Source organism: Mobiluncus curtisii subsp. curtisii ATCC 35241 (assembly GCF_000146285.1).
Taxonomy (GTDB): Bacteria; Actinomycetota; Actinomycetes; order Actinomycetales; family Actinomycetaceae; genus Mobiluncus; species Mobiluncus curtisii.
In genome coordinates this window covers 658,112-678,864 of record NZ_GL385912.1, presented here as the reverse complement: position 1 = coordinate 678,864, position 20,753 = coordinate 658,112, and the positions used below count along the sequence as shown (strand labels likewise).

Genomic DNA, 20,753 nt, shown 5'->3' with positions numbered 1-20,753 from the left:
CAATGAAAAGAGGAAATAATGCCAGACAACAATGAAACTACAGCTTTCATAGGTGTCAAAGATTTAGTCACCGTAGGTGTTTTCGCCGCAATCTCACTAGCAATATTCATCATCATAGGTGGCATCGCAGGCATGACCATCTTCGGAACCGTAGCCAATATCCCCATCGTCTGCCTTTTCACAGCCATTCCCTACCTGCTGCTCGCAGGCAAAGTAAAAAAGAAGGGCACTTTCCTAATCATGGGGACAATAAACGTGTTGCCCGGACTCATGGTAGGAAACTTGATTGGTGTGGTCCTTTGCATTGCTGGATGGGTCATAGCAGAAGCAGTAGCCACAGCAGGAAAATATGCAAGCACCAAAACCCTAGTGGCAGCCTACACCGTAGGTTGCACCATCCAATCGGCCGGCTTCACCTTCCCCATGTACTACTCGAGTGTTGAATACCTAACCGACCGAAAAGAAATGCTGCACCTATCTGAGGAAATGCTCAACCAATACCTCAACCTGTTCTCATGGCCGCTCTACGGCGCAATGGTGGCACTGACCACAATAACCGCACTCATCGGATCTCTATTCGCCCTACGCCTACTCAAAAAACACTTCGTGAAAGCCGGACTACTAGACACGCGCGATTAGCGTCTTCTGTACTCTCCAAGAGCGAAGAGCGCCAGCTGAGCATTTGGGAAATCAATATGCAACTAAACTGAACTTTCAGCTGCACCCACGCCCACACAATTTGCACCCAAAAAGATGCCCCTGCACCCAAAACTGCATCTCTGCACCCAAAACTGAACTTGTATCAAAATGAACGTCTAAGTAACAACGTTCAAAACCTCAGCGTTTGCTGAGGTTTTGAACGTTTTAGTTCGGGGAATTGAACCCCCGTAGCGCGATGGCAGTGGCGGTAAGCCGCGTGAGCCACCGCGCAACAGTGCGGAGGCGATTAAGCGAAGGCAACGATTTGCCTTCACCGCCAGAGCGCCTCTAAGCGTGCTTGCGCGCTCGTTCCCCCACCTCCACCACGCCCCTGTTGAAGTCAAAACAACTTCAGCAGGGATTTTTATGCCCTTTTCGACCAGTTCCGGTTGTAGAGGAGCGCGCCGCTCGGTTGCTCCTAGTTATCCTTGTGCGGTGCCGCTGGGTGCAGTCAAAGAGTTGTGAGCCGGGGGATGATGACGCGGTCTACCAGTTTCATCAACTCGGTTTTGTCGACTTTGCCGCGCGTCAGGATGTCCGCCAGCAGCAACAGCATCGGGAATCGAACGTAAAACGGATCCAACACCGCTTCGCTCAGTTCGCCGCGCGCTATTGCTGCCCGATAGAGACGGGTGACAGCTACTAATCCGGGGTGAACTGTTACGGCAGAGAAATGCTCACGTTGTTGCGGGCTTGCCTCCGAAAGAACGCCCAGCACGGTGACGATTTCAATATGTTCCATCCAGCGCTGTAAAACGTTGACTAGATTTTGGAAGTCCTTGCGCAGCGATGTAGAACCCTGTAATTCGGTCAGAAAGGTGGGTGCGGTGCGAACTGCTGCAAATGTCACCATTTCCGACCGTGTAGTGAATCGCCGATAGAGGACGGGTTTGCTGGTTTTCGCGCGGCGTGCCACTCCCTCGAAGGTGAGGTTTTGGTAACCGTGTTCGGTAAGTTCTGCCATGATTGCTGCGGCTAGCGCGTCAAGCAGTTCCTCTCCGGTGCGGCGTTTGGATTGCATACCTCGATTGTAGGTGATTTTTCTACATAGATACGCATCGTTTCTAAATCTGTTATGATTAGTAAGAAACGTTCCGTGTCTGCAATGGAGGTTTTGGTGTCGCTCAGAGCCACACTCGCTGAACTTGAAAACTTCCGTGTGCGCGGCGTAGTGCGCGCACTAGCTGGGGCATTACGCGCTAATTCCGGGGAGGACAGCAATGAAAACCGGTGAAACACCTGTCGTGTCAGCTGTGGTCGTGGATGACTTAGTGGTTACCCGCGGCAAAGGCAAAGCTCGCAAAGAAATTTTGCACGGCATCTCTTGTGAGCTGCCAACCGGGTCGATAACGGGGCTGCTCGGTCCGTCAGGGTGCGGCAAAACGACGTTGATTCGCACGGTTGTCGGTGCCCAGCACATCACTTCGGGCAGCGTGAGGGTTCTGGGCGAGTCTGCCGGCACCCCTAGGCTGCGCCGTCTGGTTTCCTATACGAGTCAAAATCTCTCGATTTATCCGGATATCTCGGTAGCCGATAATGTCACGTATTTTGCCCGGCTGGCGGGGGCGGGCAGCTCCAGCGTGACTGAGGCTATCGAAACGGTGGGGCTCGACGAGCAACGCGACCAGCTGGTGTCCACGCTTTCGGGCGGTCAAGCCTCGCGCACTTCCCTGGCATGCGCCCTGGTGGGAAAGCCGCAGCTGTTAGTCTTGGACGAGCCGACTGTTGGCCTCGATCCGCTCACTCGTGAATCCCTGTGGACCACGCTTCGCAATCTTGCCAATCGCGGGGTGACCTTGCTGGTTTCGAGCCACGTGATGGACGAAGCGCGGCATTGCGACAGCGTGTTGCTGATGCGCGATGGGGAGTTCCTCGCCCACGAACCTATTGCTCACCTGCAAGAACGAACCCGAACAACCAACGCGGAGGACGCCTTCTTGGCGCTGGTGAAACAGCAAGACCACGAGGAGGCAAACCGATGAAACTCGCTACCGTTTCGAGGATTAACGCCCAGTTGCGTCATGACCCGCGCACTGTCGCGCTTGTGCTGGTCGTACCCGCACTCCTCTTGACGTTGCTATATTTCGTGTTTGTCGATGTTCAAGTGCCCCCGGGAGCGCCAGCACCGTTTGATCGGATTGGGTCGATTATGCTCGCAGTGCTTCCCATGTTGATGATGTTCATCATCACTTCGGTGGTGATGCTGCGGGAACGCACCATGGGTACTTTGGAACGATTGCTGACCACGCCGGTGAGCAGGTGGAATCTAATAGGCTCGTATGCGCTGGTATTTTCGCTGCTGGCGTTGGCGCAAGCGGTTATTCTCGAGGTGTTGATTCTCGGCACGTTCGGGGTGGAGATTGAAGGCAGCTGGTGGACGTTGCTCCTGGTAGCGGTGGGTGACGCTCTGCTTGGCGTGTCGTTCGGTCTGTTGGCGAGCTCTTTTGCCACCACCGAGTTCCAGGCAGTGCAGTTCATGCCGGTTTTCATCGGTCCGCAACTGCTGCTCTGCGGACTGTTTGCCCCCGTGGACTCCATGCCCGATGTGTTGGAGGTGATTGCCCGGTGCTTGCCGATGACCTGGGCTGCTGACGTGGTAAATACCGTCATTGAAGACGACGCTCTCGCCTGGGGGGAATGGATTCGCCTGGGAGGGCTCTTTGTGGTCTCGCTTGCCGTTCTTTTTCTCGCTTCTCTCACGATGAAGCGAACGGTGAAGTAGCCGGGGCGGGGACGTCCGGGCTCGGTGAAGCCCCGAGTCTGGTGGTTGCGGTTCGATTCACACCCGAAGAACTGGCGAGGCTTGATGCCCGCGCCGAAGCCAGGCATGTGACTCGTTCGTCTCTGATTCGCGAGGCAGCCTTGGCGTGAGCCTCAATATTTGGAAAACCGCTCGCAAACACGCCAAAAAGCAGCGCACCAACGACGATGACATCCTGCAAGTCGCCACGTTTCCACACGGGATTTAGCCCCTCGATGAGGAAAACCCGCAGCGGAAACTGCGCCTCGGTTTCGACACCAAAGGGCGCGTTTTGGAAGTCGTTGTTTTGACTTTCGGCAGCGGCAACGAACCGATTATTCACGCCATGAAAGCACGTGAGCAATACCCCACGCTCCTAAAGTGACACCGCAGCCCTTCATACTCTTACGCGCCACATCGAAATCGGCACTGGTGTGCCGTTCTAGCCCTAACCCCGTTTACGGTTAATATCCGTAATCGCGCACATGAACTCCCGCTCGCCATCCAGACCAATCTTCAAACCAAAACCCTCAGCCATGGTTTTTACCCTACTTTACCTGCGTGATTATGAGAAAATGCAGGTTGATAAATAGCACTTTTTACACTAAGGAGATGCCCGATGGAGACTGCTGCGATTACTGAGTGGATGTTCATTGAAGAAGTGCCGATTCCCGCCGATGTAGGCGAACTGCTTATTCAAGGAGAACAGCCTTATGCGGCATTTAAGACCTTTAGAGATTCGGCAATCTTTACTTCAAAGCGGTTAATCGTTCGAGATGCTCAGGGGATGACAGGCAAGAAAGTAGAGATTTACTCCTTGCCTTATAGCGTAATCAATATGTGGTCAACCGAGAACGCTGGAAAACTTCTCGATTTAACTTCTGAAGTTGAACTATGGACACGTGCAGGACACATCAAAATCAAACTCGGCAAGAAAATTGATGTCCGCCGTATTGACTCCCTGATCGCCAACTTCGTCCTCAACCACTAAATCCCGAGCTGAACCACGTCATCAATCATCAAATGTTGTGCTGGTTTGGCGAGACCATTTTGTCGCCAACATTCGATTAAAGGTACGCGACGGTTTTCTCGGTGTTCTGTGTGGTCCCCGCTTCAGCGAGTGAAGAGTGTGGCGATACCGGACAGGACAGACGCCAAAAACACTACCCATACCGTGCTGAGCAGCCACTTTTTGCACTTGTCGCGGGCGCTAATGTAGGGCTTCAAATCCTCCGTACCGGGGATGACCCACGCATCGGTACGCCCCACCCAGTATTCATCGATAAAGAAACGGTCGATGAGGCCCATGATGAACAATATTGCCGCTATCTGCCAGAATCCTGCCAGAAACCCTCTGGCGCCGTTGATTGCATAAACGCAGACCAGCGCGTAAATGATGTAGCCGGGAATACAGGTTGCGTTGAAAATCACGCGGTCGCGCTTGATTCTCTCGGGCGTGGTCAGTCCCAACTTCACGCACCGTTCCCGCACTTTGGGAGGGTAAAGATACACCATATCCACCGGGCTTTTGCGGATGCCGACGACGCAGACCAGAACCAGTAGCGCGCCCAAAACGAGCCCTTCTAAGACAATTTGTAAGACCATCGTTGCCCCTCCGTTGCGCTATTCAATGCGGGTTTTAATTCTAATCATGCGCAAACCTGCTGCGGATCACTTCTTGTAGCTGCCGTTCGGGTTAAGAGGGTCTCTTTTTGTGTGAGGGGTTTGGTTTAGACTCATGAGTGATGCGTTGAGTGCGGAAAACCCCACCAAAGAACGACCGAGAGAAGCGCGATGGTGCAGACGACTAAACTTCAAACGAGCTTGGGAAACGCCGAGTTTCAGACAATGATAAAGCATGATTCCGGGCAGTTCCTGGTCTTCACGGTTGAGGCGGGCGAGGGCATTGAAGTGCGTTACCAAGACGGCACGATTTGGCTGACGCAAAAGCTGATGGCACAGCTGTTTGATGTGGATGTGAGCACTATTAACTACCATCTGCAACAGATTTTTGAGTCTAAAGAACTGACCGAAGAAGCAACTATTGGAATTTTTCCAATAGTTCGCCAAGAAGGCTCTCGCCAGGTCGCGCGGCAGATTCAGCACTACAACCTGGACGCGATTATCTCGGTGGGCTACCGCGTGAATTCCATTCGCGCCACTCAGTTCCGCCAGTGGGCCACCGGGATTCTGCGCGACTTTACCCTGCGCGGATATGTCATTGATCGTGCCCGCATGGAATCGGGCGAAGTCTTGGGACAGGACTATTTCGAGGAACTGCTCGAAGAAGTCCGCGAGATTCGGCTTTCCGAACGCCGGTTTTACCAAAAGATTACTGACATTTACGCCACTGCTGTAGATTACAATCCCGCTGTCCCCACTACCAAGACGTTCTTTGCCACTGTGCAAAATAAGCTGCATTACGCTGTGCACGGGCATACCGCTGCCGAGCTCATCGCGGAGCGCGCCGATGCCGCTAAGCCGCACATGGGGCTGAAAACCTGGAAGAACTCGCCGGATGGGAAAGTGCTGACCAGTGACGCGACTGTCGCCAAGAACTACCTCACCAAAGAGGAGTTATCCGACCTGGGGCGAATCGTGGAGGCCTATCTAAATCTCGCGGAATCACGGGCGAAACGACAGATTCCGACCACCATGGAACAGTGGGCGGAATTCCTGGATCAAGTCCTCACCCTCGATAGCCGAGAACTATTGGCAAATGCCGGGAAAGTATCTCAAAAAATCGCTGAGCAGACCGCCAAAGATGAACTAAAGAAATACCGCGTCATCCAAGACGCCAGCTATCAGTCCGACTTCGACAAGTTCGCTGCCAAAGCCCTGGAGGCATGCGAACGCCTTGACGAGGCGAGATGAAACACCGTAGGGGTCGCAAATCTGTAGTCATTGCAGGAAATTGGATACTAAACAGGGAGTGAATCAAAAGGTGACCCAAGGCAGGCAAAAGCCATCCAATGTAGTTCTTGGGGCCTGGCAGGGGGTCGCGAGTGAGAGAGGAGTGTGGTTCCCATAGAACGTAAATTTGTGGCTATCGTAGAACTGTTGCGCGAGTCTCTAAAATGATTCAAATCTGACTCGGAAGAAATCGAGTACGGCGGCGAGGCTAGACGGCTTTGCGCTGTTGCGGTGAGAGCATGAAGTGAGACAAGCATAAGCCTTAGCATATTAATCTGCCGAAGATAGGGTTATGCTGCTATCTCGTTTTTCTATGATGAAAAGAAAAAAGGAGCACTAGATGGTGGTTGGAAGCTGTTCGTGCTAAGGCTCAGCGTGTTCTTCCGTTCCATCGTCGCAGGGCGCATTGTGAACCATGAATGTTAGGTAAGGAAGTAAGGGGATAAATGGCAAAGAAAGAAGCTAAGCTTGATTTGTGGGTTGCTTCGCAGCTCGACGAGTGCGGGATTGAATACGAACCACAGGGTAGTGAAATTAAGGGAATTAAAGAGGCACTTAAAAGTGCATCGAAGCGAGGAACTGGTAGGGTCGGATTTCCCGAATATGTGGCTGTGGTTGAGGATTTCGTCCTAGTCATCGAAGATAAGGCAGATACTGGCAAGCATATGAGCCTTACTGACGATGGTGTTATCGCTACGGATTCGAAGGCAATCACAGACTACGCTGTGAATGGTGCGTTTTTCTATGGTAAACGCATTGCGCAAAACAGCTCGTTTAAGAAAGTGTTCGCATTAGGCATTTCCGGAGACGAGAAGCACCATATAATCACCCCGCTTTGGGTAGATGACCGCGAGGGATACAAGCAATTGCCAGACATCGAGTCGTTCGTATCGTTCTCATCACAGAACATTAGAGAATATTATACGCGATATGTGCTTGAAGAGGCAACAGATGTCGAGAAGACTACAGAACAGATTCTCAAAGATGCAGCGGAGCTGCATGAATACCTTCGTACGTACGGTACGCTTAAAGACCAGGACAAGCCACTTGTTGTAGCCGGTATTCTACTAGCTCTTGACGAAATCGAGTTTGGTGGATTCAGTATTGACTCTTTAAAGGGTGACGAGGTTTCAGACAATCGGGATGGTGATAAGCTGATAAGGGCTATTCGTACACGTCTGACCCGCTCCAACGTGGGGCCGGATGCAAAGAAGGACAAACTACTTTCTGAGTTTTCTATCCTAAAGACTAGTTTCAGGCTTAACGAAAAAAACGACGCGTTAGGCAAGAAGACGCCGTTAAGATTTTACACGGAGTTCCTTTATGAGCGCGTCTTCAAAAATATCAAGTACCAGAAAACCTCAGAGGATTTCATAGGGCGCTTTTATGGCGAGTTTATGAGCTATTCAGGCGGTGACGGTCAGACTCTCGGTATCATTTTGACACCCCGTCATATTACAGATCTAATGTGTGAGCTTTTGGATATTAAAATTGACGATGTTGTGCTTGAAGCTTTCAACCCGACTTGGATACAAAATGGCGGCACACTCGCGTTGGCTGCGTGAGTGGTTCAAATGAGAGATGATTGGTTCATCCCACACGGTCGCACCTTCCAGCGCCGTCGGCCACGTGATCAGGAGGGATGAGTATGGTATTTTCGCCGATCCACCGTGCATTGGGCCTTCCGTCTGGTGAATTCTCGCTCCCCCTCATCGAACAAGCAATTAAGAGCGGGGTTGAGGAGAGCGTCGATCTCGACTGGAAGCAGCAGCTCTACGATCCTAGGAAGCCCAAATGGGACGAGGAAGCCGCGAAGGACATCGCCGCTATGGCAAATAGCGGTGGTGGCTGGATCGTTTTCGGGGTTGCCGAAGACGGAGAGCGCAACGCTGCATCTGAACTCACGCCGGTGCCCTGGTCCGCTGACATCCAGCAGCGAATTCTGCGGGTTGCATACGCAAAGATCGGCCCACCTGTCCTGGGGCTGGAGTTCCACGCCCTCGCCACGGAGAGTGGCAATGTGGTAGCTATGCGAGTTCCCGACTCGCCGGACGCCCCTCACTTCGCCCGAAAAGGCGACGATGCGTTCATCGCACCGCGTCGTAATGGTCCGCACACGGTATTCATGAGCGACCGCGAAATAGAACGTGGGTTCCGCGAACGTTTTCAATACGCCGATGATCAAGAACGAAACCTTCAAGAAAAGTTCGTGCGTGCATCACAGGCTTTGACGCCAGGCGACGGTGTGTTTATCGCAATTGCCGCCCTACCTCTGCAACCTACGATGCACGCAAAGTCTCCCACACAAGAGACCATCTACCAGCTCACCACTCGGCAACCTATCCCCGAGTTGGTGTTCGGCCAGAACCAGCCTCGCACGTGGGAGCGAGGGCAGGTAAAGATCGGCATGCGTCAATGGATTGTTCGTAGCTACCCGGATGAGCGCGCTCAGTATCGGACTTATCTATACGACGATTCCACTGTCCTTGCGGCATACAGGCTCGGCAACCTTTCGGATGGCGAAGGTGCCAAACCCTATTACCCGGTGGGGCTACCAAACCACTGCATGTCTCGGGACGTTGAGTCGGCGGTCATCAGCTTCATCACACTGCTTCGAGGGCATGCTGAGGAACGCCAAGCCAACGGAGGGTTCAGAATCCGAGCTGGACTTGTTGGTGCCAGCGATGAACCAATCTGCATCCGAACCACGGAGGGCAGAACAAACCTTCTCCTGTCGGAAGAGTATGCAGAACCCATTTCGATGTTCCAACCTGTCACTGTCGAATTTGACCCGCTCGCCGCGCCCCTAGAGATGCTCCCTCATGTGAACGATCTTGCGCGCGATCTCATTAACCAGGGCGGGGTTCAATTTCTGAAGATCATGGCCGAGCCAAAAGATCACGAGCAAGAGTTAGCCCCGTAGTCCGGCTCGTTCCCCAGAGGATCGAGCCGAGTTCTCAGCAGTGCGTGGTCGTCCCGTCCCTGAACGTGAACATGATTGCGCCGGCGGTTCCCATTTCGGCGTGGTCGAGGAGGGTGTGCCATAGGTATGGGGTGAACTCGATGTGGTCGATGTCGAGTTTGTCGAGTTCTTCCCGGTAGTGGCGGTAGGCGGCTTGCCGGCTCTCAAGGTCGCTAATCTGGGTTAGGAGTTTGTCGTAGTCGGCGAGTAGCCGGGCATGTTCGGTGTTGAGTTTGTCGAAGCGGCGCTGGTATTCAGTCTGGTCTTGGGCGACGCGGGCGTTGCGGGCGATCAGCGCGTCGATCGCTTCGGCGGCGGCACCGACACGGGCGAAGAGTTGGTCGGCTTCGATGTGCAGGTCGGTGGTGTCGAGCTCGGCGCGCACGGCCTTGTCGACCAGCTCGTCGACCTGGTCCCGGTTGGCGAGGAGGTGGTGGACGGCGTCGAGGAACGCTGTTGTGATCTGCTCGTCACTGACGTGCGGCGTGGCGCATGGGATGCGGCCTGCGTATTTGTGGTTGCACCGCCAGATGCGTTTCTCGTATTTCGAGCCTGCATGCCAGGTTTTCGACCCGTACCAGGCGCCGCATTGCCCGCACCTGATCTTGCCCGAGAACGTCCGCTGCCGGGATGTGGAGCGCCTGCCCGTGGCGGGGGCAGTCAGTTCTGCTTGGACGAAGTCCCACACGGCTGGGGCGATGATCGGCTCATGGTTGCCGGTGACGTAGTACTGGGGTACTTCGCCTTCGTTCTTGACCAGCTTCTTGGTGAGGAAGTCGGCGATGTAGGACTTCTGCAGCAGCGCGTCACCTTTGTATTTCTCGTTGGTGAGGATGCTGCGCACCTGGCGGGCTGACCAGTTCGGGTTCCCGGACGCGGTCTTGTGTCCCTCTGCTTGGAGTTGTTTGGCGATTCCCGTGAGGGAGCCGCCGTCGAGGTAGAGGGTGTAGATGTAGCGCACGAGCTTGGCTTGTTCCTCGTTGATGACGAGGTTGCCGTCCTCACCCCGGTCGTAGCCGAGGAACCGGCTGAATGGAACGGTCACTTTCCCATCCGCGAACCGTTTCCGGTGCCCCCACGTGACGTTCTCGGAAATGGAACGGGCTTCCTCCTGCGCGAGCGAGCTCATGATCGTAATCAGCAACTCGCCTTTGGCGTCGAATGTCCAGATGTTCTCCTTTTCGAAGTACACCTCCACTCCGGCGTCCTTCAACTGGCGCACGGTGGTGAGCGAGTCGACGGTATTGCGGGCGAACCGAGAGACGGACTTGGTGATGATGAGGTCGATCTTGCCCGCGAGTGCGTCGGCGATCATGGTTTGGAATCCGACGCGGCGTTTGGTGGAGGTGCCGGTGATGCCTTCGTCGGTGTAGATCCCGGCGAGCTTCCAGCCAGCGTGTTCGGTGATGTAGCGGGTGTAGTAATCGACTTGCGCCGCATAGGAGGTGACCTGGTCTTCGTGGTCGGTGGACACGCGAGCGTAGCCTGCGACGCGTTTGATCGCTGGTGCGTTCAGGCTGGCTCCGCTGTAGAGCTTGCGGGTTGCTGGGATCGTGGTGATCGTTCGTACCACGTCTTATTCTCCTACCTTGGTTGTGCGCCTGGAGCCTTTCATCGCCTCTGTGGTTGAGGCGCGATAGTCGGGATTGGCCCAGTGGTCGAGCATTTTCCGTCGTTTGCGCTCAGCCACGGAAGGATCAGCAGCGATGGCTTGCTGGGCTTTGCGTGAGCGTTCCCGGCGGCCTTCTTCTCCCAGCTGGGCGTTGACCCGTTTCGCGATCTCGGATTGTCGTGCGCGACGCTCGGGCGTCCATGCAGCCTTCGCCCTGTTTGACCGTGAGGTTTTCTTTTCGGCGGGTTCTGCTTGCCTGGTTTTGGAGCGCTGCTTACTGATGGTGGCGCGCTCTTCATCGGTGAGGTTTGCCCAGTATGCGCGTAGTTTTTGGCTGTGGCGTTCTCTGTAGCCGGGAGTGTTCCAGTGGTCTTTGCGATACGACGGGTAATGCAGCGTGTGCGTGGAGGTGGTGCCGTTTTTCAAGACCACGATTGCGGTGTCCGAATCGGGAACATCGATGCGCTGGACCAGCTTGGCGAACACGTCCTCGTTGAAGGCTTCGAGGTTGAGGGCTTCGCAGACGACTTGTTCGAGTGAGGGTTGCGGGATGCGTTTAGAGGCGCATCCGTGCCCTTTTTCTCGGTTCGTCGCGCACACCCATTTACGTCGGCGCGACCCGTCATAGGCAACATTGACCGAGGAACGGTAGTACTTCTCGCATGCTAGGCAGTACACCATGTGGGTGAAAGTAGTCGTGGGGATCGCTTTATTTGCTCGTGCGCCGAGGGAGCGTCTGCGGGTGCGTTCTTCCTGGACGGCTTGGAAGGTCTCGTGGTCGATGATCGCTGGGATGGCATTTTCGACCCGGTACATGTCGGCTTCACCGGTGTTGGGTTTGGAGTGTTCTCCCAGTCGTCCTTTGACCCATCTGCCCAAGGTGAGGGTTCCGGTGTAGGTTTCCATGCGCAGCCACGAACGCAATGTTTCAGGCCTGATGGGCTCACCGGCGCGCGAGCGCACACCGTCAGCCTCGAGTTGAGCGGCGGTTTGTTCGCAGGAAATGTTGGCTAGGTAGTTGCGGTAGACCAGACGCACCACCTCGGCCTCGGCCTCGACGATCTCCACATCGGTGGCGTCGGCGGAGTCTGTGTAGCCGTAGAGGTGGAAGCCGTTGGCTTTGCCTTGCTCGAAGCCTTTGCGCACCCGCCATTTCACGTTCTGGCTGATCTGCTCGGATTCGGCTTGCGCGAAGGAGGCGAGCAGGGTGAGCACGAGTTCCCCGTCGGCGGAGAACGTGGAGATGTTCTCCTTTTCGAACCTGACTTCCACGCCGAGGGTTTTCAACTCGCGGATGGTTTCCAACAGGTCGACGGTGTTGCGGGCGAACCGAGAGATTGACTTTGTGAGGATCAGGTCGATCTCTCCGGTGCGGGCACAGTCGAGCATGGACTGGAATTGGGGTCGGTTGGTGGTGGTGCCCGAGATGCCGGAGTCGGCGAACACGCCGGCATACTCCCAGCCGGGTGTCGATTGGATCAGTTCGGAGTAGTGGGAGATCTGTGCCGACAGTGATTTCGGGGTCCGGTCGGTTTCCATCGAAATCCGGGCATACGCCGCGACCTTTCGTGTCCCTGCTCTCTGGGGTGGCGGGGTCACCCGCTCCATCATCACCATGGACTGCTTTTCCTTGTCTGACTAGGGATTTTGTATCCTTTGCACATCTATACATCACTCTGATCGACCGCGAAGTCAACCAAGGTTTGTGCCTTCAACGCCCCGATTTCCGCACCCGCATCAGCAGCGATCCTGGTCGCGACACTGGCCGCCTGCGCTGGCGTGAGGACACCGGATCGTGTGAGGTTGTCGAGTCGGGCGAGCGCGAGTGCCGTTGTCGTTTCGGCACGAAGTTGGGTAGGTGTCATCGGCGGCCACCTCGGGTGCCGAACCTGTGGCGGATGTAGCAAGCGTGAGAGCAGTACACGCGTGTCTTGTTGCCGTAGGCGGCGAATCCCTGCCCGCACTCGGGGCAGGTGAACTCATAGAACGCGCTCCGTTGCCCTGCTTCGGGGTGAGCGTGCCACCACGAACGCCGACACGCCTCACAGCAGAACTTCGCCGGACGGGCAGACGCAATCGGTGCCCCGCACGACAGGCACCACACCCCGACTGGATCAACGACCTGCGGAACAGACGTGTCGGGGGTAATTCCGGCACGGCGACACCACGTCTTGACCGTGTTGGGGTTTATACCGATGTGAGTGGCGATGTTCGCGTAAGTCACCCCGGCTCGGCGCATCATCGTGATCCGTTCCTGCTGGGTTGATGTCACTGCAGTCATTGGCTGGCTCCTTTCCATCCGAACCACCCAGGCGGGCGGCTTCATCTGTCAGGCACCAGCGGCCGTGAAGCCGGACGGGCCGCGAACACCTGCTCACCCATACGCCCCCGACACCCGCCGAATCCGGACGGCTGAGAGCAACCTCCCCAGAGACGACGAAAAGCCCCGCCACCGCCCATGACGGGTAGCAGCGGGGCTAAGTTTCGCCGGAGCAACGTGGGGTTAATAGCCGAGCTTGGCGTTGACTCGTGCCTGGACGGCGCTGTAGAGGTTGCCCAAGCGGCGCTTACGTTCCTCACCATTGCCATAGTCGCCGCGGATCACGGCGTCAGCGAGGGCATCAATGTTGGGCCCTGCTGGCTTCGGGGCGGGCGCGTTGCCTAAGAGCTTTTCGTTCACGCGAGCCTGAACAGCGGCATAGTTGGTTCCGAGACGTCGCTTACGTTCATCACCGTTGCCGTACTCGCCGCGAATCACTGCATCGGCGAGAGCGTCGATGTTCGGTGCTGCAGGAGCGGGTGCAGGCGCAGGTACAGGTGTAGTAGCAGTGCCGGTCATCTGGTCATACCAAGACTGTGCGCGGGCCATGTAGGCGGCATGCTGGGAACCAGCAAGAGACGCTGGGCAAGCAGTTGCAGAGAAGTCCTTGTGTCCGAACACGTTCTTACCCCAGGCCGGTCGGCCAAGACCGTAGAACTTGCAAACGGCCGCGACGAGGTGCGCTCCGTTATCAAGGCAGGCCTCGGATACAGTCCATGGATCACTGGCCATGTCGGCGTGTTCGATGCCGATACTGGTGGTGTTGGCGGCAAAGTTGCCCGCATGCCAAGCGGTGTCGCGGTCCCATACGAGCTGGCCGATTGTGCCGTCGGTTTGGACTTGGTAGTGGGCGGAAGCAGGACGGGACTGCCACACGTCGTAGCAGCCCCTGATGGTGAGGTTGCCTGCGTTGTGGTGGATGATGACCTTATCGATCCGCCTGCCGTTGCGGCCGGGTGTGTAGTGTGTGTTCATGATGAGGTCGATGTCGGCCTCAAGCGTGTTCCAATTCTTCATCAGTGAATCTCCTTTTCAGTGGTTGGTGGTTCGGTCAGTGAGGGTCTGGTTTCGGCGCGGTTGGCGATCGCATCGAGCGCGCCGCGCATTTGGGATGGGACGGGTAGGCCGAGGCGGGTGGCGTTTTCGACCAGTGAGATGCCTTCGTTGGATAGGTAGAAGAAGATGACCGCCGCACGTAGCACGCCGGGTGCACCGAGGATGTGGACGTCGATCAAATGGGCTAGTCCGACGAGGGTGAAGATGAGGATCTTTCGGCTGATACCCCTAAAACCAACCGATGAGCTGAGGCGGCGTTCGTTGATGGCGGCGAGCACCCCGGTGATGTAGTCGGCGATCGCGAAGACGATCAGCGCATAGACGAGGCCGTCGAGGCCTCCAAGATAAGCGGCGAGCCAGGCACCAATACCAGCGATCCCGGTTTGGATGGCGTGCCAGATGGCGTGAAGAGACATGGGAATGATTCCTTTCGTGGGCATAAAAAATTGCCCACACCCATCTGGGGTGAAGGCATCTAAAAATTGGTGTAGTACTGGGCTACATGGTCGGGTCGGTGAGGACCTCGAGAATTGGCAGGCTCAAGTCGAAGGACGCCGCCTTGGGCGCTGGGAGTTCTTGGGCTTCGATGGTCTCTGCTGGTGGTGAGGGCGTGGCATCTGACTCAACTGGGACGATCGGAAGCTGAACCTCATCACCGGAAGAGGATTCATGAGCGGAGGGTTGGGTCAGCTCTGTTTTCTCGTTTTCAATGCTCATTGGTTGTCCTTGGTGATGGCGTCGTAAAGGACGTCGTAGGCTTCAGCCGCTTCGCCAGAAAGCTCACCCTCATAGCCATCAAGAAGCTGGCGGATGTCTGCTTCGTGGCCGTCGTAGGTTGGGCCGGAGACTTCCGCAACCGAGGCCAGCAACTCGGTACGTGCGTCAAGGAATTCACTGGCCTTGTCAGGGTCAGCGAGGACGAACGTGCCATCGTCCGCAAAGACGGGGCGGCCGTTCTCGCCGAGGGTCGCGTAGTGAGTGACGAGGTCGTATTCGTCTTCCCCGAACCGTGCAATCGCTTCCTTCACTAGCGTGAGGAGTTTGGAGCGAGCACGGGACTGAGCGGCCTTGAGCGGCATATTGGTGAGTAGGTCTGCGATGGGTTGCAAATACTGGTTGGCGAGCATGATCTTCATCAGTGTTTCCTTTTCTATGCGAGGTTGGTGGACATGGCCGATAAGCCAGTGTTGGAGAAGTACCGCCACGTGATGTTCGACCCGGTTCCGGAGATGGATGTGATCCAGCCTTGATTGAGCAGGCTCAGGATCGCGTTCATTCGCGACATCAAATCCTTAGTGCGATCAAAGAGACGGGTCATGTTGTAATACGAGCCGTTAGTGACCACCATCAGGTCATAGGTGTGGAAGACGATTTTCGACAGCCCGCTTTGTCCCACCCAGCCCGAATAGGTTCCCTTGCCCGTCAGCGTGCAGTCCTGCAAGGTCACATATCGTGAGCCGGTCGTGTAGAACTTATAGCCACCAGTACGCAGATCGGAGCCGAGGTGGATACCTGCCTGCCCGTAAAACAATCCCTTCGGATCCAACGTCAGGCAGGTGTAGTAGGTGCCGCCGTCTGCCTTCTGGTAGGTCCAGGCCACGTAGTCGCCTTTGTAAGCAAGCTGGTTCACGATGCCTTGCACATTCGGCTTGTCCTTATGAGCCCGTCGCGCGAACTCACCGATATACCTAGTGCCGTACCAAAACTGCATACCAGCGCTCGTAATCTTGCCCTCCAGGGTGGTCCCGTCATACCAAGCGATCTGCGTGGGCGTGATGCGGATAGATTGCGTCCAACCTGCCAGGCCTACTTGGATGGCGTTGGTCGCGAGCTTGTCGGCCGTAATCGACCGCGCCCCAATCCGAGCGGCGTTGAGGTAGCCGGTGGTGATCTTGCCAGCATCCAGCGCAGCTATCTTCGCCGACGTGACCGCCGCGTCCTTGATCATCGCATTCGTAATAAACCCGTTGGCGATCGTCAACTTGTCGGACGTGATCGATCCGGCGGCAATCCGCCCAGCAGCTAAATACCCGGAGGTGATCTTCGAGGCCGAGAGCGACCCGATTTTCGCGTCGGTGATCGCGGCGTCCGCGATGTGTGCGGTGCCGATGGCGGCGTCTGCAATGTGTGCTTGGCTGATCGCTTTCGACCCGATCATCGCAGCACCCACCGGTGTCTGTTCCCATTGGTGGTTGGTGAGGATGTATTGGCGGGCAATCACGCCGTCTACACGCACTTGCCATAGCGCGCCCTCCGGTCGGCCAGCCGCGTCCGCCACGCTCGGGTCAACAACGGCAACCGTGAGCCGCCCATCCGAAGTCATCGCAACGTCGTGGGCATCCTGCGCCAACTGGGTAGCACCAGCGGCAGCGGTCTTGGCCTGGTCGATCTCCACCTGCGCCGAAGCCATCTGAGTGGCGACAGCATCGGCGGCGGTTTGTGCGTCGTGTGCAGCGGCGAGGGCGTGGTCGACCTCTGCGCGGGCGGCGTCGAGTTCCGCGCTGATCTGGGCATGGTTCAGGTCAGTAGCGAGTGCCACCCAGCCAGGCTGCCCGGTGTCGGTGAGCCGGTAGATCCAGATTTCGGTTGTTTCGCCGTTGCTCTTGAACCATGTGTCACCCAGCCTGGCATTGGCGGGCTGGGTGGTGCCGTAGTGGTTGGTGTTCTTCCCATCCGCACTAGCCAACGCGAACCCTGCCGTATCCGATGCAGCCACCGCCGTATCGGTGGCGGTTTTGACTTGCCGGGTGACGGACGTGAACTTCCGAGCAGTAGAACCCAGTTCGACCGAGATGTACTGGCCTGTGAGCGGGTTGTATTCGTATGCCACTACCCGTGCCGTAAGCGCGACACCAAGATCAGCGTGGCGGACGGTCACGGTGTCACCGAGTTCGACGGTTTCCAGGCGTGCGAGATCAGCGTATTCACGGGTTTGTGAAAGGTCAGTGAAGCGTATCTTGTACGAAGCGGACGGCTCATCCACATGCTTGGCGCTGAATTCTGCTGCTGCCAGATGGCGCAACTGCGCGTGTGCTTGGTCGAGCGGAAGCCCGCCTTCACGCGGGTTGTCTTTATCCGTGATGGCTTTGACTTGTCCGTAGCGGATGACGCGGATACGAGGCACCACATAATCGCTGAGCTTAGGCGAATCCACATAGAGTTCAGGAAGTAAGAGGCCGTCGTAGCCGACCGGCAAAATCCGCGTCACCACCGTCGAAAAATCAATGGATGATTCGAAGCCAGTGAGGTTCTTGCGGTCACGGATGACCACCCCGTGGTTGGCTCCGCGCATGGACGCGTGATGGATATGGAAATTATCGCGGGCCAGTTCGCCGCCCCAACGCGAAGCGAACGAATTATCCTCACCCGCATCCATGAGCGCGACGGCGATGGGCATGCGCACCATTCGCGCCGATGATCGCGTCACCGTATCCGAACTGGTGGCAGTAAACCCGTGCTTAGTGTTTGCCGCCCCAAGGATCTGCGTGAGTGCACCTTTCGCGGTTTTGTTGACCACGTAGGTGTCGGCGATGAGGTTCGCCGCCAGATCATAGAACACGTGAAACGCGGTGACTTCGAGAAAGCCGTCGAGCGTAGTGACAACCTCATTGATGCGGAAACCCTGACGTTGCTCCAGCCTTGGCACGGGTGCGGCCACAATGTTTTCCACTACGAGGTACGCGGCTGAAGGGTCGTCTGCCGGGTAGGTGAAGGTCAGGGAGAATTCGCCACCTAGTTCTTCGACCACGATCGGGCTGATGATCTCCCGATCCAAGACTCCTAGCCCGGTGGTGGTAAATGTCGTGGCGGTGCGGTCGTGAACCGTAATCATGAGGGTGCCTTCCAGACAAGACAATGACCACCCCATACAAAGGGGCGGCCATCAAAGTGAGATGAGTGAGAGCGGTTTAGGGGTTGCGCCAATTCGGCACAATGGCCACTTGTGAGATACCCGCACCGAGCGTGATCCGATTGACCCCAGGTTTGAAGGTTGGGAATGCTTCACTGAGCGCATCCGTCTGCACACGACCAGATACGTGTGCGACGAGACGCGCGCTGTCGAGCGTGATAGAGCCTGCTGGCGAATTCACGTGATAGACACGCGCATTGATCGTCAAAGACAACGCCCCGGTACCAGTAACCGTGATGATCGGATCCGCATCGAGTAGGCCGGGGTTAGTGATCGTCCCCGACTCCGACATCGTTACCGGCTTCAAGCCCTCAGACAAATAGCTGAAGGGCTGGCAGGTCAGGCGCGCAGTGAAGAAACCCCACCCCGACAACTCACGCCGTAGTTCGCTCACTTCGCAGTGTTTGACCTTGCGGTAAACACCAGGCTCGGCAGTCAACGCGATCGTCGAAGCGCCCGTCAGCTCGTGAGCGGCTTTTCGATACTGGTGGAGCCCGTCACGGATAGGAACGGCGAGCTCAAGCTCGATCTCGGTATCCTCCCAGCCCGTGAACCTGGTCAGGGTCCCGGCTCGGCCTTCGACCTCAATATCATCCACCGCACGGACAGCAGCGGGAATCGCCACCGGCGCGACGAGTCGCAGCCCAAGCGATACGGAAGTCACTGTGTTGTTCAGAGTGAAGCCAAACATGATCAGTAGCCTCCTGCCATCACGGCCTGCCGCCGATCAAGGCGCGCGAGTTGTTTGTCGAGAGCAGGTGCGAGTTTGCCAACCAGCGTCCCATCCGAGAGCGTCACGCTAATGTCCAGCGAGGACAGGATGTGCTTTGCTGTGGCATCGACGATGCTCGCGACATCCACACGCTCACTATCAGCACCGCCACTAGTATCGCGATTGATAGCTATGGGTTGTGGGGTGAGATCAACGGCCGGTACCTGCAGATCCGCCACCGCCTCGATCGGGATGCTCAGCCCGTCTTCGAGATCGGCAAAGGCATCCATCGTGTCCCTAGCCAAACCAGTAGCTGCGGTGACGGCTTTGTTGCCATCGGTTTTGATCGAGCCGGCGAGGCCTTCGACGAGCATCCGTCCTGCCCACGCCATCTTGCGAGACGGTGAGTGGATGCCGAAGAAACCGGTGATGGAGTCCCAAATCCCGCTTGCCCAGTTCGAGACCCGATTCCACAACCAGCCCGCCAAGCCTTGGATGCCATTCCACAGGCCGTAGACGAGGTTCTGGCCCGCCTCCACCATCTGCCACACGCCCTGACCAACAGCAGACAGAATCCCAGAAATAATCGATGGGATTGCGGCGACGATCGTGGAGATGATCTGCGGAAGGTTTCGCACCAACGCGGTCAAGAGTTGGATGCCTGCTTTGACGAGTTGCGGAATCGCCCCACCAATCGCCGACACAATCGCGCCGATGATCTGCGGCAACGCGGCAACGATCGTTGTAATGATTTGCGGCAACGCCCCAATTAACGCCGTCAGTAGCTGGATTCCTGCTTCGATGAGCTGTGGGATCGCGCCGACCACACCGCCCACGATTGCGGTAATAACCTGGGGCAAAGCCGCCACAATCGCTGTGATGATCTGAGGCAGCGCGCCAATCAACGCGGTCAGTAGCTGGATTCCTGCTTCGATGATTTGCGGGATCGCCCCGACGAGGAAGGTCACTATGCCGGTGATGATCTGCGGGAGGGCTTCGATAATGACGGGGATGGCTGCGATCAAACCTTCGGTAAGTCCGGTGATGAGCTGCAACGCCGCATCAAGAAGCAACGGGAGGTTATCGACCAGGCCCTGCACCAAAGCCATAAGCATCTCCACCGCCGCAGGAATCAACTCAGGTAGCGCTTCGCCAATCCCAGAGACGAGGGTGGCGATGATCTGAATCGCCGCCTCCAACAAAGACGGCAACGCTTCGATGATTGCCTCGACCAGCGCGATAATCAGCGTCACCGCCGTCTCAGCTACTTGTGGCAACACCTTGATAATCCCATCAAGGAGCGCGGTCAAAATGCTCATGCCGGTCTCAACCACCTGTGGGAGCTGTTCGGCGATAAATGCCAGTGCTTCTTTCAGGATTTGCCCGAAGGCCTCGATCAGGGCTGGCGCGCCACCGGTCTCGAAAGCGCTCGTGAGCTCATCGACCCAACCATTAACCATCGGCATAACCGTGCCAGCCAAAGCCGTGGTCAAACCTCCAGCCAATAGACCTTTTAGGTTATCGACCCCGTCTTTGAGCGTAGCGAGCTGACCAGAGAAGGTTTTGGACTGGGCATCCATCGCCCCATAAAACCGCCCACCCTCAGCAGTAGCACTGGCGAATGCGTCAGCGACCATGTCAGCGCTGATCGCGCCCTTAGCCATTTCTTCTTTGAGCTCACCGATACTTTTACCGGTCTTACGGGAAATCTCCTCTAAAGGGTTGAAACCGGCGTTAATCATCTGGTTCAAATCCTGACCAGTCAACTTGCCAGTCGAAGACATCTGGGCGAAGGCGAGCGTTAGCGACTCCATCTTCACCGCATCACC

At 56.5% G+C, this 20,753-nt stretch carries 21 protein-coding genes; 8 read left to right on the top strand and 13 right to left on the bottom strand.

Annotation, left to right across the window (positions count from 1 at the left end):
• Positions 1-18 precede the first annotated feature (18 nt).
• On the top strand, positions 19-639 hold the full coding sequence (locus HMPREF0574_RS03115) for an MptD family putative ECF transporter S component (RefSeq protein ID WP_004007231.1): 621 nt from the start codon (positions 19-21) through the stop codon (positions 637-639).
• Between the two features lie 511 nt (positions 640-1,150).
• Here the strand turns inward: HMPREF0574_RS03115 and HMPREF0574_RS03110 are convergent.
• On the bottom strand, positions 1,151-1,720 hold the full coding sequence (locus HMPREF0574_RS03110; protein WP_004007230.1) for a TetR/AcrR family transcriptional regulator: 570 nt from the start codon (positions 1,718-1,720) through the stop codon (positions 1,151-1,153).
• Positions 1,721-1,919: 199 nt separating this feature from the next.
• Between HMPREF0574_RS03110 and HMPREF0574_RS03105 the strand changes: the two genes are divergently transcribed.
• The 4 genes from HMPREF0574_RS03105 (at position 1,920) to HMPREF0574_RS03090 (ending at position 4,430) form a co-directional block, all read left to right on the top strand.
• Positions 1,920-2,681, top strand: coding sequence for an ABC transporter ATP-binding protein (locus HMPREF0574_RS03105; protein ID WP_004007229.1), 762 nt, complete (start codon positions 1,920-1,922; stop codon positions 2,679-2,681).
• Positions 2,678-3,421 carry an ABC transporter permease gene (locus HMPREF0574_RS03100; protein WP_004007228.1) on the top strand — a complete coding sequence of 248 codons (744 nt, stop codon included), beginning with the start codon at positions 2,678-2,680 and terminating at the stop codon, positions 3,419-3,421. The genes HMPREF0574_RS03105 and HMPREF0574_RS03100 overlap by 4 nt, the downstream gene beginning before the upstream one ends.
• The gene (locus tag HMPREF0574_RS09910) at positions 3,337-3,570 is read left to right on the top strand and encodes a ribbon-helix-helix domain-containing protein (RefSeq protein WP_081439149.1); all 234 of its coding nucleotides are present in this window, start codon (positions 3,337-3,339) and stop codon (positions 3,568-3,570) included. The genes HMPREF0574_RS03100 and HMPREF0574_RS09910 overlap by 85 nt, the downstream gene beginning before the upstream one ends.
• A gap of 488 nt (positions 3,571-4,058) precedes the next feature.
• Positions 4,059-4,430 carry a PH domain-containing protein gene (locus HMPREF0574_RS03090; protein WP_004007226.1) on the top strand — a complete coding sequence of 124 codons (372 nt, stop codon included), beginning with the start codon at positions 4,059-4,061 and terminating at the stop codon, positions 4,428-4,430.
• A gap of 122 nt (positions 4,431-4,552) precedes the next feature.
• On the opposite strand, the gene HMPREF0574_RS03085 is transcribed toward HMPREF0574_RS03090, so the two are convergent.
• Entirely contained in the window at positions 4,553-5,044 is a 492-nt protein-coding gene (locus tag HMPREF0574_RS03085; protein WP_004007225.1) for a hypothetical protein, read from the bottom strand.
• A gap of 243 nt (positions 5,045-5,287) precedes the next feature.
• Here HMPREF0574_RS03085 and HMPREF0574_RS03080 point away from each other — a divergent pair, with 243 nt between their 5' ends.
• The 3 genes from HMPREF0574_RS03080 (at position 5,288) to HMPREF0574_RS03070 (ending at position 9,275) form a co-directional block, all read left to right on the top strand.
• Positions 5,288-6,313, top strand: coding sequence for a virulence RhuM family protein (locus HMPREF0574_RS03080; RefSeq protein WP_036325040.1), 1,026 nt, complete (start codon positions 5,288-5,290; stop codon positions 6,311-6,313).
• A gap of 485 nt (positions 6,314-6,798) precedes the next feature.
• The gene (locus HMPREF0574_RS03075; protein WP_004007223.1) at positions 6,799-7,917 is read left to right on the top strand and encodes a hypothetical protein; all 1,119 of its coding nucleotides are present in this window, start codon (positions 6,799-6,801) and stop codon (positions 7,915-7,917) included.
• Between the two features lie 83 nt (positions 7,918-8,000).
• Positions 8,001-9,275, top strand: coding sequence for an AlbA family DNA-binding domain-containing protein (locus HMPREF0574_RS03070; RefSeq protein ID WP_236585837.1), 1,275 nt, complete (start codon positions 8,001-8,003; stop codon positions 9,273-9,275).
• A gap of 34 nt (positions 9,276-9,309) precedes the next feature.
• Here HMPREF0574_RS03070 and HMPREF0574_RS03065 read toward each other — a convergent pair whose 3' ends face one another.
• The 11 genes from HMPREF0574_RS03065 to HMPREF0574_RS03020 all read right to left on the bottom strand — a co-directional run.
• The gene (locus HMPREF0574_RS03065) at positions 9,310-10,887 is read right to left on the bottom strand and encodes a recombinase family protein (protein ID WP_004007221.1); all 1,578 of its coding nucleotides are present in this window, start codon (positions 10,885-10,887) and stop codon (positions 9,310-9,312) included.
• 3 nt (positions 10,888-10,890) lie between these two features.
• The gene (locus tag HMPREF0574_RS03060) at positions 10,891-12,543 is read right to left on the bottom strand and encodes a recombinase family protein (protein ID WP_004007220.1); all 1,653 of its coding nucleotides are present in this window, start codon (positions 12,541-12,543) and stop codon (positions 10,891-10,893) included.
• A gap of 47 nt (positions 12,544-12,590) precedes the next feature.
• Entirely contained in the window at positions 12,591-12,791 is a 201-nt protein-coding gene (locus HMPREF0574_RS03055) for a hypothetical protein (RefSeq protein WP_004007219.1), read from the bottom strand.
• Positions 12,788-13,207, bottom strand: a complete 420-nt coding sequence (locus HMPREF0574_RS09385) for a terminase gpP N-terminus-related DNA-binding protein (RefSeq protein WP_115255760.1) — start codon at positions 13,205-13,207, stop codon at positions 12,788-12,790. The genes HMPREF0574_RS03055 and HMPREF0574_RS09385 overlap by 4 nt, the downstream gene beginning before the upstream one ends.
• A gap of 222 nt (positions 13,208-13,429) precedes the next feature.
• The gene (locus HMPREF0574_RS03050; RefSeq protein WP_004007218.1) at positions 13,430-14,263 is read right to left on the bottom strand and encodes an N-acetylmuramoyl-L-alanine amidase; all 834 of its coding nucleotides are present in this window, start codon (positions 14,261-14,263) and stop codon (positions 13,430-13,432) included.
• Positions 14,263-14,718, bottom strand: coding sequence for a phage holin family protein (locus HMPREF0574_RS03045; protein ID WP_036324861.1), 456 nt, complete (start codon positions 14,716-14,718; stop codon positions 14,263-14,265). The genes HMPREF0574_RS03050 and HMPREF0574_RS03045 overlap by 1 nt, the downstream gene beginning before the upstream one ends.
• Positions 14,719-14,800: 82 nt before the next feature.
• A complete protein-coding gene (locus HMPREF0574_RS03040; RefSeq protein ID WP_004007216.1) occupies positions 14,801-15,019 on the bottom strand; it encodes a hypothetical protein in 219 nt (72 codons plus the stop codon).
• Positions 15,016-15,438, bottom strand: coding sequence for a DUF1617 family protein (locus HMPREF0574_RS03035; protein WP_004007215.1), 423 nt, complete (start codon positions 15,436-15,438; stop codon positions 15,016-15,018). The genes HMPREF0574_RS03040 and HMPREF0574_RS03035 overlap by 4 nt, the downstream gene beginning before the upstream one ends.
• Before the next feature lie 14 nt (positions 15,439-15,452).
• Positions 15,453-18,134: a phage tail spike protein gene (locus tag HMPREF0574_RS03030; protein WP_004007214.1), complete on the bottom strand. Its 2,682-nt coding sequence runs from the start codon at positions 18,132-18,134 to the stop codon at positions 15,453-15,455.
• Between the two features lie 76 nt (positions 18,135-18,210).
• On the bottom strand, positions 18,211-18,903 hold the full coding sequence (locus tag HMPREF0574_RS03025; RefSeq protein WP_004007213.1) for a hypothetical protein: 693 nt from the start codon (positions 18,901-18,903) through the stop codon (positions 18,211-18,213).
• 2 nt (positions 18,904-18,905) lie between these two features.
• A partial coding sequence (locus tag HMPREF0574_RS03020) for a phage tail protein (RefSeq protein WP_004007212.1) occupies positions 18,906-20,753 on the bottom strand: 1,848 nt, incomplete at its 5' end.